Origin of the sequence: Enterocloster citroniae (genome assembly GCF_040545455.1) — a bacterium.
Taxonomy (GTDB): domain Bacteria; phylum Bacillota; class Clostridia; order Lachnospirales; family Lachnospiraceae; genus Enterocloster; species Enterocloster citroniae.
In genome coordinates this window covers 386,700-403,110 of sequence record NZ_JBEPLZ010000003.1, presented here as the reverse complement: position 1 = coordinate 403,110, position 16,411 = coordinate 386,700, and the positions used below count along the sequence as shown (strand labels likewise).

General features: G+C 52.2%; 13 protein-coding genes. All 13 read right to left on the bottom strand.

Annotated elements, in window-relative coordinates:
* Positions 1-22: 22 nt before the first annotated feature.
* A complete protein-coding gene (gene lysS, locus ABID13_RS05825; protein WP_048930146.1) occupies positions 23-1,972 on the bottom strand; it encodes a lysine--tRNA ligase in 1,950 nt (649 codons plus the stop codon).
* A 43-nt stretch (positions 1,973-2,015) separates the two neighbouring features.
* The gene (gene greA, locus ABID13_RS05820; RefSeq protein WP_002574940.1) at positions 2,016-2,498 is read right to left on the bottom strand and encodes a transcription elongation factor GreA; all 483 of its coding nucleotides are present in this window, start codon (positions 2,496-2,498) and stop codon (positions 2,016-2,018) included.
* A gap of 108 nt (positions 2,499-2,606) precedes the next feature.
* Positions 2,607-3,602 (bottom strand): tRNA dihydrouridine synthase DusB, encoded by a 996-nt coding sequence (dusB, locus tag ABID13_RS05815; protein ID WP_007858470.1) that lies wholly within the window; start codon positions 3,600-3,602, stop codon positions 2,607-2,609.
* Positions 3,603-3,953 carry a DUF6145 family protein gene (locus tag ABID13_RS05810; protein WP_007858471.1) on the bottom strand — a complete coding sequence of 117 codons (351 nt, stop codon included), beginning with the start codon at positions 3,951-3,953 and terminating at the stop codon, positions 3,603-3,605.
* A 95-nt stretch (positions 3,954-4,048) separates the two neighbouring features.
* On the bottom strand, positions 4,049-5,023 hold the full coding sequence (gene pfkA, locus ABID13_RS05805; RefSeq protein ID WP_007858472.1) for a 6-phosphofructokinase: 975 nt from the start codon (positions 5,021-5,023) through the stop codon (positions 4,049-4,051).
* A 91-nt stretch (positions 5,024-5,114) separates the two neighbouring features.
* A complete protein-coding gene (locus ABID13_RS05800; RefSeq protein ID WP_045092514.1) occupies positions 5,115-8,600 on the bottom strand; it encodes a DNA polymerase III subunit alpha in 3,486 nt (1,161 codons plus the stop codon).
* A 139-nt stretch (positions 8,601-8,739) separates the two neighbouring features.
* Positions 8,740-8,997 (bottom strand): HPr family phosphocarrier protein, encoded by a 258-nt coding sequence (locus ABID13_RS05795; RefSeq protein ID WP_048930147.1) that lies wholly within the window; start codon positions 8,995-8,997, stop codon positions 8,740-8,742.
* A 125-nt stretch (positions 8,998-9,122) separates the two neighbouring features.
* A complete protein-coding gene (gene whiA / locus ABID13_RS05790; protein WP_007858476.1) occupies positions 9,123-10,082 on the bottom strand; it encodes a DNA-binding protein WhiA in 960 nt (319 codons plus the stop codon).
* 4 nt (positions 10,083-10,086) lie between these two features.
* A complete protein-coding gene (gene rapZ, locus ABID13_RS05785) occupies positions 10,087-10,959 on the bottom strand; it encodes an RNase adapter RapZ (RefSeq protein ID WP_007858477.1) in 873 nt (290 codons plus the stop codon).
* Positions 10,960-10,995: 36 nt separating this feature from the next.
* Positions 10,996-11,904, bottom strand: a complete 909-nt coding sequence (gene murB, locus ABID13_RS05780; RefSeq protein ID WP_007858481.1) for a UDP-N-acetylmuramate dehydrogenase — start codon at positions 11,902-11,904, stop codon at positions 10,996-10,998.
* Between the two features lie 30 nt (positions 11,905-11,934).
* Positions 11,935-12,867 (bottom strand): HPr(Ser) kinase/phosphatase, encoded by a 933-nt coding sequence (gene hprK / locus ABID13_RS05775; RefSeq protein ID WP_007858482.1) that lies wholly within the window; start codon positions 12,865-12,867, stop codon positions 11,935-11,937.
* Between the two features lie 102 nt (positions 12,868-12,969).
* The gene (gene uvrC / locus ABID13_RS05770) at positions 12,970-14,844 is read right to left on the bottom strand and encodes an excinuclease ABC subunit UvrC (RefSeq protein WP_007858484.1); all 1,875 of its coding nucleotides are present in this window, start codon (positions 14,842-14,844) and stop codon (positions 12,970-12,972) included.
* Positions 14,845-14,903: 59 nt separating this feature from the next.
* Complete coding sequence (locus ABID13_RS05765) at positions 14,904-16,232, bottom strand: putative glycoside hydrolase (protein WP_045092513.1); 1,329 nt, start codon at positions 16,230-16,232, stop codon at positions 14,904-14,906.
* Positions 16,233-16,411: the final 179 nt, after the last annotated feature.

The window sequence follows — 16,411 nt, the reverse complement described above, 5'->3', positions numbered from 1 at the left end:
GGAATGAATTTTCAAACACGCTCTAGTACAGCTTTGCGCCTGCGGGTATCCGGTCATCCACCATCAGCAGATTCAGACCCTCATGTCCGTCTTCCTCATGCACTGCGGAAATGAGCATACCGCAGGAATCAATTCCCATCATCTTCCTGGGAGGAAGATTTACAATGGCGATGGCTGTCTTTCCGATCAGCTGTTCCGGCTCATAGTACTCACGGATGCCGCTTAAGATCGTGCGGTCTGTTCCGCTTCCGTCATCCAATGTAAACTGAAGAAGCTTTTTGCTCTTAGGCACTGCAACACAGTCTTTGATCTTTACAGCGCGGTAATCGGACTTTGCAAAGGTTTCAAAATCCACCATCTCCTCAAACAGAGGCTCAATTTTAACCTTGGAAAAATCAATGGGCGCAGCTGTTTCCCCTGTCTTTGCAGACAGTTCTGCAATGGCATCGGTTTTTTCAGCCTTCTTGGAAGGCTCCCCGTTGCCGATGGTCTTCATGGTTGGGAACAGCAGCACATCCCTGATCGCCGGTGAATCGGTGAGCAGCATGACCATACGGTCAATACCGAATCCGATTCCTCCCGTAGGCGGCATACCCACTTCCAGGGCGTTCAGGAAGTCCTCGTCCGTATGGTTTGCCTCCTCGTCTCCCTGTGCCAGAAGCTCCTCCTGGGCTTTAAAGCGCTCCCTCTGGTCAATGGGATCATTAATCTCTGAGTAGGCGTTAGCCATCTCCCAGCCGTTCATAAAGAACTCAAAACGCTCCACATAATCGGGATTGCCCGGTTTTTTCTTGGTCAGAGGGGATATCTCCACCGGATGATCCAGCACAAAAGTAGGCTGTACCAGATGTTCCTCCGCAAACTCCTCAAAGAACAGGTTTAAGATATCGCCCTTCTTATGGCGGGCTTCAAACTCAACGCCCTTTTCCTTGGCAATGGCCCTTGCTTCTTCCAGGGTGTGGATCTCATCAAAGTCCACGCCCGCATACTTCTTAACAGCTTCCACCATAGTGATACGCGCAAAGGGCCGGCCCAGATCCATCTCCACACCCTTATAGGTAATGGTTGTGGTGCCCAGGACTGCCTGGGCCACATGGCGGTACAGGTTCTCCGTCAGCTCCATCATACCGTTATAGTCCGTATATGCCTGGTACAGCTCCATCAGGGTAAACTCAGGATTATGGCGGGTATCCAGCCCTTCGTTGCGGAATACGCGGCCGATCTCGTACACTCTCTCAAGTCCGCCCACGATCAGTCTCTTTAGGTAAAGCTCCAGGGAAATGCGCATCTTCAGATCCTCATCCAGCGCATTAAAGTGGGTTTCAAAGGGCCTGGCCGCAGCGCCGCCTGCATTGGCAACCAGCATGGGGGTCTCCACCTCCATAAAGCCCTGGCCGCTTAAATAGGTGCGGATCGCAGAAATGATCCTGGAACGCTTGATAAAGGTATCCTTTACCTCCGCATTCATGATCAGATCCACGTATCTCTGGCGGTAACGGGTATCCGTGTCGGTCAGTCCGTGGAACTTTTCCGGAAGCACCTGAAGGCTTTTGGTGAGAAGGGTCACCTCGGCGGCATGAATGGAGATCTCACCTGTCTTGGTTGTGAACACAGTTCCTTTAACGCCCACGATATCACCGATATCCATCTTCTTAAAATCTTTATAAGGTTCCTCGCCTATGCTGTCCCTGGCAACATAGACCTGGATGGTTCCCTGCAAGTCCTGTACATTGCAGAAAGAAGCTTTGCCCATCACACGCTTGAACATCATACGTCCTGCGATGACTGCTTCCTTTCCTTCCCACTGCTGGTAATTATCTTTCACATCCATACTGTGGACAGTCACATCATATTTTGTAATCTGGAAAGGATCCTTTCCAGCTGCCTGAAGTTCGGCCAGTTTCTCCCGGCGCGCTTTCAGCACATGATTCAAATCCTGTTCCGTCTGGTTAACCTTCTGCTGCTCTCCCACGTTTCGCACTCCTTTGTGTTCGTCTATTCTTAAACCGTGTCCTCTATGACACTCTCTGGATCTCCAGTACCTTGTACTGGATATCTCCTGCCTGTGTCTCCACGTCAACGCAGTCTCCCACTACCTTGCCTATAAGGGCACGGCCCACCGGAGACTCATTGCTGATCTTATTCTGCAGGCTGTTGGCTTCTGTGGAACCTACAATATAGAATTCCATCTCCTCGTCATACTCCACGTCCAGAAGCTTTACCTTGCAGCCAATGTTGATCTTATCAAGGTCGATCTCGTCCTCAACCACAACCTCCGCATTCTTAAGCAGCTTTTCCAGCTCCTCGATACGAAGCTCGATATCCCTCTGCTCATCCTTAGCCGCATCATACTCAGCATTCTCGGACAGGTCGCCCTGTTCCCTTGCTTCCTTGATCTTCTGCGCAACTTCTTTTCTCTTTACAACTTTCAGATTCTGCAGCTCATCCTCATACTGTTTGAGTCCGGCATAGGTTAATATGTGTTTCTTATCCGCCATCTTACCTGCTTCCTTCCTTTACTTCATATAATTTATGTTTGATTTCACTTAAGTATCTCTCTCAATGTCCACACATTCTGTGTATTATATAAGAAAATATGATGATTGTCAAGAATGGTTTCCATCTTTTCCCCCTGTATTTACCGGGATCCTCTGATTCAGCAGTTCGGCAAGCCCTTCCAGGGTTTCCACCTGGTTGATCTCATTTCTCAGGGCCGCGGAGTGAGGCATCCCTTTGGTGTACCATGCCATGTGTCCCCGCATCTCACGCATGGCGGTGGACTCCCCCTTATACTCCACCAGCATACGGCCATGGCGCAGGACCATTTCGCGTATCTCTTCTATAGAAGGTTCAGGCAGAAGTTCCCCTGTATCCAGGTAGTGGTTGATCCGTCTGAATATCCATGGGTTGCCCTTGGCTCCCCTGGCCACCATCAGGCCATCGCAGCCTGTTTCCTCCATCATGCGCTTGGCGTCCTGGGGAGTGAAAATGTCCCCGTTTCCGATTACAGGGATCTTCACCGCCTCCTTCACCCGGCGGATGATATCCCAGTCGGCCCTGCCTGAATAGTACTGCTCCCTGGTCCGCCCGTGGACAGCCACTGCAGCCACCCCGCAGCTCTCAGCCATCCTGGCAAACTCCACCCCGTTGACGCAGCTGTCGTTAAACCCTTTCCGGAATTTCACCGTCACCGGCTTTTTCACTGCCCTGACCATGGCTGTAAGGATCTCACCCGCCTTCTTGGGGTCCTTCATCAAGGCGGAGCCCTCCCCATTATTTACGATCTTCGGCACAGGGCATCCCATGTTCACGTCAATAAAATCATAGGGCCCGTCCTCGATCCTGGCAGCGATCTCCCCCATGATCTCCGGGTCGGAGCCAAACAGCTGTACGGCTGCCGGACGTTCCTGGGGATGGATCTGCAGCAGTTCCTTTGTATTCCTGTTATTGTAAAGGATAGCTTTGGCGCTGACCATCTCAGTCACAACACAGCCGGCTCCCTGCTCACGGCAGAGCAAACGAAATGGCAGGTCCGTCACTCCTGCCATGGGCGCCAGTATTACATTATTCTCAAGAAGGGTGTTTCCAATTCTTAATTTCATCTATTCTTCCCCATCTTCATCCGGCGTGATCTCTTCTCCCAGGAAAAATGTCCTGTAATACAGTTCCAGAGCCTTAAGCAGCTCCCTTTTTTCTTCCTGATACTGCTTGATCTTAAGGACACTTCCGATCTCGTCAAAGAGGTAGTCCTCCTCAGGAGCCGTCACCTTGAATTCCAGGCTGCCGCTGTCGTCAAACTCCATGGTCAGGATCCCGCCCACATCCTCTGTGTACAGGACGCACATGATGTGCAGCTCGTCCTGTATGGACTGTGGAAGGGAGGAGAAATCCTGGTTGAAATAATATTTCTGCTCATAGGAATTGGCTCCGCAGAGCACCTTTGTATCCATCATCTTATCTCTCCACAAAAGTCCGCTGCCCCCATAATCATTTCAGAGGCGCGGACCTTCCATTCTCAATTATTCGGTTTTTCTCATCATCATACAGACTATCTAACAAGCATCTTGGCGATCTCATACTGCTCTTCCGGGATATCCTTTGACATGTTCAGGGCTTCCTGAATGTCGTAGTCCACAAACTCACCGTGCTTATATGCCACCAGACGGTTGCTCTTGCCCTCTGCCAGAAGTTCTGCCGCCTTGGCGCCCATGATGGACGCATAGACTCTGTCCTTACAGGTGGGTGTGCCGCCGCGCTGCATGTGTCCCAGGATCGTTGCCCTGGTCTCAATGCCGGTAGCTGCCTCAATGCGCTTTGCCATGGAACCGGAATGGCCGATCCCCTCCGCATTGATAATGATATTATGTTTCTTGCCCCGCCTGCGGTTGTCAATGATCCTGTTGATCAGGGCCTGCTCATCCCCGTCATAGCGTTCCGGAAGCAGAATGTCCTCAGCTCCGTTGGCAATACCGCACCACAGGGCGATATAGCCCGCGTTCCTTCCCATAACCTCCACGATACTGCACCGCTCATGGGATGTGGAAGTATCACGGATCTTATCAATGGCCTCCATGGCAGTGTTCACAGCCGTGTCAAAGCCAATGGTGTAATCTGTACACGCAATGTCCAGGTCGATGGTTCCCGGAAGCCCGATGGTATTGATCCCAAGGGAGGAAAGCTTTCCCGCGCCCCGGAAGGAACCGTCTCCGCCGATCACAACCATACCGTCAATCCCATGCTTGCGGCAGATCTCAGCACCCTTTTGCTGACCTTCCGGTGTGGTAAATTCCTTGCATCTGGCTGTGTAAAGGATGGTACCGCCGCGGTTGATGGTATCAGATACACTTGTGGATTCCATGTCCACGATCTCTTCTTCCAGGAGTCCTGCATAACCGCGCATGATCCCCTTTACTTTAAGTCCCTTGTTGATTGCCACACGAACCACTGCGCGGATCGCCGCGTTCATACCCGGCGCATCTCCGCCGCTTGTGAGTACTCCAATGGTTTTCACTGCCTTTGCCATAGCAATTTACCTCCTTGTATTAAGCACATGCTCTCATCTGCCTGTGCAATGTCACTCTTATTCATTCTCTCATGTTATGCCCAACGCTATTCTAATGCATTTTTCCCAGCTTTTCAAGACCTTTTTCTACCACTTTGACATTTTTTTCACCAAGTTCGGTTTTAAGTTCAGCTACGAGCCGGTCCGTGACCTGGACGCTCCAGGCGGCCGGAAGCATCTTTTTCGCCCTCTCTTTTTGAAGGTAAATGATGACCCGGTCCTTTCCCTCGCTGGTCTTAAGCACATTCAAAAGCCTGGGTTCACTGGCCTGATATCCTTCCTTGTCCTCATACTGAAGCCAAAGCTCCTTGGGCGTATGTTCAAAGGGCACAACCTGTTCACACACCAGCTTTCCCACCGGGTCATCCCCGATGGATACACGGCCCCGGATAAAGAGCTTGGCATCCTCTGTGAACAGCTCCCGGTTGGCTTCGTAATCCTTGGGGAACACAATGACCTCCACCGAGCCCATGAGATCCTCCAGGGTAATGAAGGCCATCAGCTGGTTGGTCCTGGTGGTCTTCACCGTCTTTCCGGCCACCAGTCCTCCTATGACAGCCCGGGTGCCGTCCTCCACCCCGGCTTTCTCCGTCTCCTCGTCCACGATAAAATCAGCCGAGGTTGCCGATATGTTCTTACGCCACGCCTCCTCATAATCGTCCAGGGGATGACCGCTGATGTACACGCCCAGGATCTCCTTTTCAAATGCAAGAAGTTCTTCCTTTGAGTATTCCCCCACATCGGGAAAGGTAATCTGGTATTCGCTCCTGTCCTCCTCGCCCGCTATGTCAAACAGGCTCAGCTGGCCCTCAAACATGGACTTGCGCTCCCTGGCCTTTTCATCCAGCATGGTGGGCGCCACCGCCATCTTCTGGCGCCTTGTTCCCGGCAGGGTGTCCAGCGCTCCCGACTTGATAAAGTTCTCCAGTGTCCGCTTGTTCACCTCTTTCATGGTCATCCGGCCCACAAAATCCTCCATAGAGCGGAAGGGACCATCCTTCTCCCGCTCCGCCAGGATGGCATCCACCACCGGCTTTCCCACGCTCTTGATGGCGGACAGGCCGTATCGTATGGCGTCCCCGGACACGGAAAAACCGCTCTCTCCCTCATTGATATCCGGCGGAAGCACCGGGATATTCATCATCCTGCGGCAGGTGAGGATATATTCGGAGAATTTCCCCACATTGTCCATGACCGATGTCATCAATGCCGCCATGAACTCCCGCGGATAATAATACTTAAGGTAGGCCGTCTGGTAGGAAACCACCGCATAGGCCGCTGCGTGGGACTTGTTAAATGCGTACTTGGCAAAGTCGATCATCTCGTCATAGATGTGATTGGCCGTCTTCTCGTCAATGCCGTTGTTCACGCATCCCTTTACGCCCTCCTCCTCATTGCCGTACACAAAGTTGTGGCGTTCCTTTTCCATGACCGATGTTTTCTTTTTACTCATGGCGCGGCGGACCAGGTCGCTCCGCCCCATGGTATATCCCGCCAGGTCACGCACGATCTGCATTACCTGCTCCTGGTACACGATACAGCCGTAGGTGGGGCTCAGTATATGTTCCAGCTGGGGGCACTCATAGGTGATGCTGGCCTTATCGTTCTTGCCCTTTAAGTATCTTGGGATAAAGTCCATGGGACCCGGACGGTACAGGGAGATGCCTGCAATAATATCCTCCAGGTTCTCGGCCTTAAGCTCCTTCATGAAGCTCTTCATCCCCCCGCTTTCCAGCTGGAACACGCCCTCCGTCCTGCCTGTGCCGATGGATTCCAATACCTGCCTGTCATTAAAATCAATTTGGTCAATATCTATGGAAATTCCGTAATCCTTTTCCGCCAGCCTGACCGCGTTCTGGATCACGGTCAGGGTGCGCAGGCCCAGGAAATCCATTTTAAGAAGCCCCAGCTCCTCTATGGTGGTCATGGTAAACTGGGTGGTGATGGTACCGTCCGCCGCCCTGGAAAGGGGTACGAACTCATCAATGGACCTGCTGCCGATCACCACGCCGGCCGCATGCATGGAGGTATGCCTTGGCAGCCCCTCCAGACGCTTGGACATATCGATCAGATAGCGGACCTGCTGGTCCTCATTGTACGCCTTTTTAAGGTCCGGATTCATGGTCAGGGCTTTTTCCAGTGTCATACCCAGATCATTGGGGATCATCTTGGCGATGGTGTCGCACAGGGCATACGGAAGGCCCAGGACCCTTCCCACGTCCCTGACCACACCCTTGGCAGCCAGGGTACCAAAGGTGACGATCTGCACCACCTGGTCCTTGCCGTACTTGCGCACAACATAGTCAATGACTTCCTGGCGTCTCTCGTAACAGAAGTCAATATCAATATCAGGCATGGATACCCTCTCCGGGTTAAGGAAACGCTCAAACAGAAGGCTGTAGCGCATGGGGTCGATGTTTGTAATGCCCAGTGTATATGACACCACGCTGCCGGCAGCTGAACCGCGGCCGGGCCCCACCATGATATCCTGCGAACGGGCGTAGTTGATAAAATCCCAGACGATCAGGAAATAATCCACATACCCCATGGTACGGATCACATCCAGCTCATAATCCAGGCGCTGGCTCAGGGTCCCGTCATCATCCGGGTACCTGGTCTTAAACCCCTCCCGGCACAGATGATTTAGGTATCCCCAGGAATCAAAGCCCTCAGGGACCTCATACTTGGGGAGCTTTGTTACCCCGAACTCAATGTCCACATTACAGCGCCGGGCAATCTTATGGGTATTGTCCAGGGCCTCGGGAGCGTAGGGGAACAGGGCCCGCATCTCTTCCTCGGATTTGCAGTAGAACTGCCCGCCCTCATAGCGCATCCGATCCTCATCCTCCACCTTTTTGCCGGTCTGGATGCACAGCAAAATATCATGGGCCTTCTCATCCTCGGCAAAGGTGTAATGGATATCATTGGTAGCCACCAGTTCCAGGCCTGTCTCCTTGCTCATACGCATCAAGCCCTGGTTGACCAGCCTTTGGTCCGGCAGGCCGTGGTCCTGGAGTTCCAGGAAAAAGTTATCCTTTCCAAATATCTCCACATAACGGCCGGCGGCCCGCACCGCTTCCTCATACATCCCTCTTGCAAGGTTGCGCTGCACCTCCCCTGCAAGGCAGGCGCTGAGAGCGATCACGCCTTCATGGTAGGTTGTCAGCACCTCATAGTCCACCCTGGGCTTATAGTAGAATCCATCCACAAACCCCTTGGACACGATCTTCATCAGGTTTTCATATCCTTTGTTGTTCTCAGCCAGAAGCACCAGGTGGTAATAGCGGTCCTCGCCGCTGACCGTCTCCCTGTCAAACCGGGAGCTGGGAGCCACATAGACCTCGCACCCCAAAATGGGTTTGATCCCCGCTTCCTTTGCTGCTTTATAAAAATCAATCACACCATACATCACGCCGTGGTCCGTGACAGCCATGCTGTCCATGCCCAGCTCCTTTGCCCTGGCGGTCAGCTCCTTGATCTTACAGGAGCCATCCAACAGGCTGTATTCCGTATGGACGTGTAAGTGGGTAAATGCCATCTGCCATCTTCTCCTTATCCGTAATACATGTCATATGTGTTATAGTTTAGCATAGAATCCGCCAAATGAAAAGAACCAGGCAAAAGTGATGCGCCTGGTCCTGCTGTTATCTATGATTATACTCTGTACAAAGGGATGGTCATTCCTGGTTTTTTAAATACTTCTCAATCTCAGAAACCGCCAGCTCCTCATCCGCACCCTCAGCCTCTACCATAATGGCCTTGCCTGCAGTCAGGCACAGCGTCATCATACCCATGATGCTCTTGGCGTTCACACGCTTAGCCTCGGCTTCCAGATAAATCTTGCTCTCATACTGGCTTGCCACCTGCACCAGCATTGCTGCCGGCCTTGCTTCCAGTCCTGATGACAATTCAACTGTGATCAATTTCTTTACCATAATTATCCTCCTCATTCCTTTGAATGGTACACAGCCGGCCGGAACCATGCTACGGTTCCCACAGCTGCCATTCCGGTGCCCATACTGAATTGTACTTAATGATACATTAATGAATACACGCCGTACTACTTCCCCGGCAACTGCTGCCGCATATCATCTGCGATCTGGCTCAGTTTCCTCAGCCGGTGATTGACCCCCGACTTGCCCACGGGCGGCTCCAAAGCCTCCCCCAGCTCCTTCAGGGTCGCTTCCGGACGTTCCAGCCTTATACGGGCCATATCCTGAAGTCCTTCGGGAAGCCCCTCAAGACCTATGGTGTCCTGGATATAGCGGATATCCTCCATCTGCTTTACCGCGGCAGACACCGTCTTATTGATATTGGCAGTCTCACAGTTCACCTGACGGTTCACGTTCCCCCGCATCTCCCTGAGAATACGGATATTCTCAAACTCCATCAGTGACACAGGTGCTTCCATCACATTAAGGATGTCCACAATCTGGTTCCCCTCTTTGATATAAACCACATAGTACTTTTTCCTCAGCACGATCTTTGGTTCCATATCAAAAGCGGCTATGATGCCTTTAAGCTGCTCAGCCTTTGCCATGGAAGAGCATGTGATCTCAAAATGGTAAAATTTCTCCGGGTCGCTGATGGACCCTGACGCGAGAAATGCTCCTCTGATAAACGCCCTTCTGCAACAGGCATTCTGAACCACCACATTGCGCACCAGTGAAAGGTTCTCCCGAATCTCCCCCTGGTCATCAATGAGCTTGGCCGCCTGAAGTACCTTAAGTGCATCATCATGTTCCCTGACTGCTACAATATATGTCCGGTTTCGCGAAAGATTCCCACCTCTGCGAATTGAAACATCAGTACTTATATTAAATGTTTTTTTCAATAATGTAAAGTACTTTCTTGCAACTGCCACATTTTCCGTATGGATTTCAATGGTAAAATGGTCGGATGCCGATATTTTCACACGCCCGCAAAGGCTTAAAATTGCGGCTGTCTCAGCGATCTGGCAGTGTCTCGCTGCCGGAACCTGTCTGGAAAGCTCATCTTTTACTCTGGAAGAAAACGACATTCTATCACTGCTTCCTTTTATTGTCTTTGTCAATGTCTCTGTGTTCTATTTTGATCCCATACTCCCCAAACGCAGCAAGGTGCCCGTAAAGGGCATTGGCCATGGCAACGGAACGGTGTTTGCCCCCGGTACACCCCACCGCGATCACCAGCTGGTTCTTCCCCTCGCCAATATAATTGGGCAGCAGAAAATCCACCATATCGTACAGCTTGTCCAGAAACGCCTGTCCGGTCCCGCCCTGCATCACATAATCACGGATGACCTGGTCCTCCCCGGTAAGGGGGCGCAGTTCCTCCACATAGTAGGGATTTGGAAGGAAACGCACATCAAACACCAGATCCGCATCCTCGGGTATCCCGTACTTGAAGCCAAAGGACAGGACCGTGACAAACATGTTGCTGTACTCCCTGTCCTGAAGAAAAATCTTCTCCAGCTCCTGCCTCAGTTCCCTGGTAAGGAGTTTGCTGGTGTCAATGATAAAGTCCGCGTCCTTTTTCAGGAAAGCCAGCTTGACCCGTTCCTTCTCAATCCCCTTATCCAGCCGTCCCGTGCCTGCCAGCGGATGGCTGCGGCGGGTCTCCTTATAGCGTTTGATCAGCGTTGCGTCATTGGCGTCCAGAAACAGGACCTGGAAGTCCAGGCCCGTGTTTTTCCATCCCCGCAGGATCTCGTCCAGATGGTTCAGCTCCTCGCCGCTTCTGATATCGATCCCAAGGGCGGCCTGGGCGATATCTCCGCCCCCTGACACAAGCTGGGCAAATTTATCCACCAGGGATATGGGAAGGTTATCCACGCAGTAAAATCCCATATCCTCCAGCATCTTTAAAGCAATTGTCTTGCCTGCCCCGGACATTCCCGTTACAATCACAAGCTTCATCTTTCTACCTCAGTCATCTCATTACACTCCGGATCGTCAAAATTCACCCCAGCGCTTTACTTCCATTTCCAGCTCCACACCGGATATCTCCTTCACGGTCTTCCTGATATGGCTGCAAAGTTCCATCACATGGCCGGCTGTGGCATGATCCTTGTTGATCACAAACCCGCAGTGCTTTTCAGACACCTGGGCTCCCCCCACCTGATATCCCCTGAGTCCTGCATCCTCTATGAGCTTTCCGGCAAAATACCCCTGGGGCCGTTTAAAGGTGCTGCCAGCGCTGGGGTATTCCAGGGGCTGCTTTTCTCTTCGCCTGGCTGCCAGTTCCCTCATCCGTTCTTCAATGGCGCCCCTGTCCCCGGGCCTTAGTTCATAGACAGCTTCCAGCACAATATATCCGCGGGAAGGAATGCAGCTGGTACGGTATCCCAGTTCCAGATCCCCGGCGGGCAGGTCAAGTATACGGCCCTCACCGGTCATCACTCTGGCCGACTTCAGTATATCCTTCATCTCTGAACCATATGCCCCCGCGTTCATCACCAATGCGCCGCCTGCGCTTCCCGGTATCCCTGCGGCAAACTCCATTCCGGTCAGGGAATGCTCCAGGGCCAGATGGGCCGCCCGTCCCAGGAGCTGCCCCGCTCCTGCCCGCAGCAGATTCCCATTTACCCCAAGTCCGCTCAATTGCTCCGTGGAGATGACCACACCTTCACAGCCCTTGTCACTGACCAGAAGATTACTGCCATTTCCCAGGATCCTCCATAAGACCCGGCTCTCCCTGCATATACGCAGGACTTCAGCCAGATCCTCCTCCACGGCAGGGCACACAAACAACTCGGCCGGTCCCCCAATCCGAAAAGAGGTGTGCCTGCTCATGGGTTCCATGGGCATGCACACGGATTGTTTTGACACAAATGCGTCTTTTATTATTTGTTCCAAATTCAAATTCCAGTCCTCGCTAAACATTCATATTAATTAGTCTTCGCTGGCCTTGCCAAGATTGGCCTGCACTCTCTTGTACAGTTCCTGGGCAGCATTATAGCCCATCTTCTTCTGACGGTAGTTGACAGCCGCAGACTCCACGATAATAGCCAGGTTGCGTCCCGGACGGATCGGTATGGTATGGCACACCACCTGGTTGCCCAGGAATTCCGTATAGTTGTCTTCCAGACCCAGCCGGTCATACTCTTTATCCTTGCTCCAGTCCTCCAGCTTAATGACCATATCAATGTTCTGGGTATCCTTAACGCTCTCCACACCAAACAATGTCTTCACATCAATGATGCCGATACCGCGCAGTTCAATAAAATGCTTTGTGATATCAGGCGCGCTTCCCACCAGAGTGTCATCGCTGACCTTGCGGATCTCCACCACGTCATCTGTCACAAGGCGATGGCCTCTTTTGATCAGCTCCAGGGCAGCCTCACTCTTGCCAATGCCGCTCTCGCCCATGATCAGCACGCCTTCACCAAATACATCGATCAGCACGCCGTGAATGCTGATGCAGGGAGCCAGCTTAACATTCAGCCAGCGGATGATCTCCGCCATCAGGGCCGAAGTCGTCTTATCGGACACAAGACAGGGCACGCCGTAGTAGTTGCAGTATTCCAGCAGGTCCTCATCCGGCTCCTGGCTGCGGCTGAACACCAGACAAGGGATCTGGCTGGATGTCAGCTTATCATACATCCTGCGCTTCTGCTCCCGGTCCATAGTATTAATATATGCTTCCTCCACATATCCAATGATCTGAACCCGTTCTCTGTCAAAATGATCAAAGAATCCTGTCAGCTGCAGGGCCGGACGGTTAACATCCGGATGGGTCAGTACGATCTTGTCCGTATCAATATCCGGAGTGGTGTTGCGCAGCTTCATCTTTTCAATTAATTCCGTTATGGTTACTCCATGCATGGTAATACCCCCTTAGGCTGGTTCTATTTCTATCATACTATCACAAATTGACCTGGTTGTCATGTGTTTTCTCTCCTGCACATTTCCATATTCTGGATATTTCTATTCATCAGCAGGTTTGTGAAAAAAGTCATACACGGCCTGGGCAGAGCGCCGGTTCATCTGGGGAGCCTGCTCCAGCTCCTCCACCCCTGCCCCGCGGACAGACTCAATATCCTTAAAATGGCGCATCAATGCTTTTCTTCTGGCCGGGCCGATTCCGGGAATGTCGTCCAGGATGGATCTCACCTGCCCCTTTCCTCTCAGGCTTCTGTGGTATTCAATGGCAAACCGGTGAGCCTCATCCTGTATTCTTGTGATCAGGCGGAACCCCTCGCTGTGCCTGTCAATGGGAACTTCTATATTATTGAAATAAAGCCCTCTGGTCCTGTGGTTATCGTCCTTGACCATACCGCACACGGGAATGGAAAGACCCAGCTTGTCAAGGACCTCCAGGGCAATGTTTACCTGTCCTCTTCCGCCGTCCATCATGATCAGGTCCGGGAACCGGGTAAAGCTTCCCATACTGAGGTCGCCGCCTTTGTCCTCCAGCTCCCTGACCTCCCGCATCCCGTGGGAAAAGCGCCTGGTGAGCACCTCCTCCATGGAAGCATAATCATTGGGTCCCTGAACGGTCTTGATCTTAAATTTCCTGTAATCGCTGCGCTTTGGCTTTCCATCCTCATACACCACCATGGAACCCACGGACTCCACTCCGCTGGTGTTGGAGATATCAAACGCCTCCATACGCCGGATTCCCCCAATGCCGATCAGCTCGCCGATCTGGTTCATGGCGCCGATGGTGCGCAGCTCCTCCTTCTTGATCCGCTCCTTATCCTGGGACAATACAAGCTCCGCATTCCTTGCAGCCAGTTCCACCAGGCGCTCCTTCTCCCCCTTTTTCGGCACCACAATACGCACCTTCTGGCCCCGTCTGGCAGTTAGCCACTGGCTGATCACCTCCTCATCAGCCAAAGGATGCTGAAGCCACAGCTCCCTGGGAATAAAAGGCGTCCCTGCGTAAAACTGCTTGACAAAGCTGTCCAGGATCTCCCCCTCGTTCTCCGCCATGGTGGCTGATACATGGAAATGGTCCCTGCCGATGAGTTTGCCTTCCCTGATAAAGAACACCTGTACCACCGCATCCTTTTCGTCCTTTGCCATTGCCACAATATCCCGGTCTTCCATACTGCTGCTGGTGATCTTCTGCTTCTGGGCCACCTGCTTCACGCTGCTAAGGAGCTCCCTGTACTCAATGGCCCTCTCAAAATCCAGGTTTTCCGATGCATTCTGCATCTTTTCCTCCAGGGTTTTGATCAGGGGATCATATTTTCCGTTAAGGAAATCCAGGGCCAGGCTGAAGTTGGCCTGGTAATCTTCCCTGGAAATATAGCCCTGGCATGGGGCATCGCACTGCTTGATATGGTAGTTGAGGCAGGGCCTGTCCTTTCCGATATCTTTGGGCAGGCTTCTGCTGCAGGTGCGGATGCGGTACAGCTTGTGGATCAGGTCCAGGGTGTCCTTCACTGCGCCGGCACTTGTATAAGGCCCAAAGTATTTGCTTCTGGAATCCTTTTTCATATCCCTGGCAAATAAAAGGCGCGGATAGTCCTCCCCTGTGGTGGCCTTGATATAAGGATAACTCTTGTCATCCTTTAGCATGGTGTTGTACCTGGGCCGGTGCTCCTTGATCAGGTTGCACTCCAGCACCAGGGCCTCCAGCTCCGAGTCCGTGAGTATATATTCAAACCATGCGATATGGGAAACCATCTGTTCGATCTTGGCTGTTTTGTTGCGGCTGCTCTGGAAATACTGGCGCACCCTGTTCTTCAGGCTGATCGCCTTTCCAATATAGATGATCTCATCCCTGTCATTATGCATAAGATAAACTCCCGGGCTGGCCGGGAGTTTCTTCAGTTCTTCTTCTAAATCAAACAATGCTGTCCTTCCTCCATCTGAATCTTTTCAAAACGGTACCGCTGCCCTGTCTTCTGTTTTTACCGGGCCGCGGGATCCTGTGACGGTCCGCTTTCCGGCCCCTGTGTCTCCGTATCCGGCAAACCGGCGTTCTCCGGCGCCTTAGATGCCCTGGACTCCTCTATGGCCTGCTCCTCTGCCGCTGCCTCCTCCGGGGTCAAAAGGCCTCCGTAGTGATAGGAAACGCCTGCATCCCACAGGATCCACTCATCATATCCGGAATCATAGACTGCCTGTATCTGCTGACGCACCTCTTGATCCCCATAGTTCATATAATCCTTAAGATAGGATGCGGTAAAATCCTGGAGCCACGGGCGTACAACCGCCTGTTTCTTATGTTCCTGTCTGGATTCTGCCAGAAGCTCGATGGAATCCTTAAGCGCATGCCTGATCGTATCATACGGCTGTTTGTCCGGATTTTCAATACCAAAATTTCCCGGCCCGTAATGGGAGGGATAGATCATAGGACAGATATAATCCAAATGTTCCGCCATATCCCCATACTCCTGCCCCACAGCCGCGGCATCCTCCTCGCTTCTCATGATGGTTCCAAACACATCCGCAGACACAAAAAGTCCCTCTTTGGCCAGCTCGTCATATGCGTAGCTGACAAATTCCGTGATCGCCTGCGTCTTGTCCCGTCCCCTGGTATCCGCCTCGTCAAACACCACATCCTTCATAGTCCTGTCCACGGCAAAACGGATATAGTCAAACTGGATTTCCTTAAATCCCATTTCCCCGGCTTTTTTGCCTACCTCTACCAGGTAATCCCACACTTCCTGTTTATATGGGTTTACCCACGCAAGGCCCTTGTTATCCCGGTAAATGCTTCCATCCTCCACATGCAGGCTCCACTCAGGCTTCTGTTCAGCCAAATACGGATCCCGGAATGCAACCACCCTTGCAATGGGATAGATGTCATGTTCGTTCAGCTTCCGGACCAGCCCCGGCAGATCACCGATAAAGGGCTGACAGGCATTGATCTCATTGACCGTGGGCGAATCCATGGCAAAGGTGATCCTTCCCTGATCGTCCTTCACATCAATGACCACTGCGTTGAGCTCCGTTTTGTCGATCTCCTCAATGATCCGGTCCATCATATCGCCAGTCCCAGCCACATAAGCCGACACGTAGATGCCTTTTACCTTAACCGGATTCCTGGGAGGATAGGATGATATGGAAATCACCTCCGCCTCCGCGGGAGCCGCTTCTTCTGTGGCCTCTGTCCGTACTTCGGCTCCTGATTCCGAAGTGCTCTCCTCCACCCTTGTCATCTCTTCCGATGGTTCATATCTGGTGCACCCGGTGAGAACCAGTGCGATCATTCCTGCTGCTATCCACCTTTTCATACGTAACCTCTGTCTTTCTCTTTCCTATCTCTTTACCCCAGCTGACAAGGTGGGCTTGTGTGACCTTGTCCCCTTAGGTATCTATATGTAAAAGGCAAACGCCTGTCAATCCGGTGAAGCCGGCAAAACTTCAAGTTCGTTCCCACTATAATAGCATATCCTTTAAGTTTTGTACATAA

Coding starts and splice junctions, on each gene's coding strand:
- greA (WP_002574940.1), bottom strand. CDS start 2,498: ATGGCGGATAAGAAACACATATTAACCTATGCCGGACTCAAACAGTAT.
- dusB (WP_007858470.1), bottom strand. CDS start 3,602: ATGAAATTAAGAATTGGAAACACCCTTCTTGAGAATAATGTAATACTG.
- ABID13_RS05810 (WP_007858471.1), bottom strand. CDS start 3,953: ATGATGGATACAAAGGTGCTCTGCGGAGCCAATTCCTATGAGCAGAAA.
- pfkA (WP_007858472.1), bottom strand. CDS start 5,023: ATGGCAAAGGCAGTGAAAACCATTGGAGTACTCACAAGCGGCGGAGAT.
- ABID13_RS05800 (WP_045092514.1), bottom strand. CDS start 8,600: ATGGCATTTACCCACTTACACGTCCATACGGAATACAGCCTGTTGGAT.
- ABID13_RS05795 (WP_048930147.1), bottom strand. CDS start 8,997: ATGGTAAAGAAATTGATCACAGTTGAATTGTCATCAGGACTGGAAGCA.
- whiA (WP_007858476.1), bottom strand. CDS start 10,082: ATGTCGTTTTCTTCCAGAGTAAAAGATGAGCTTTCCAGACAGGTTCCG.
- rapZ (WP_007858477.1), bottom strand. CDS start 10,959: ATGAAGCTTGTGATTGTAACGGGAATGTCCGGGGCAGGCAAGACAATT.
- hprK (WP_007858482.1), bottom strand. CDS start 12,867: ATGCATGGAGTAACCATAACGGAATTAATTGAAAAGATGAAGCTGCGC.
- ABID13_RS05765 (WP_045092513.1), bottom strand. CDS start 16,232: ATGAAAAGGTGGATAGCAGCAGGAATGATCGCACTGGTTCTCACCGGG.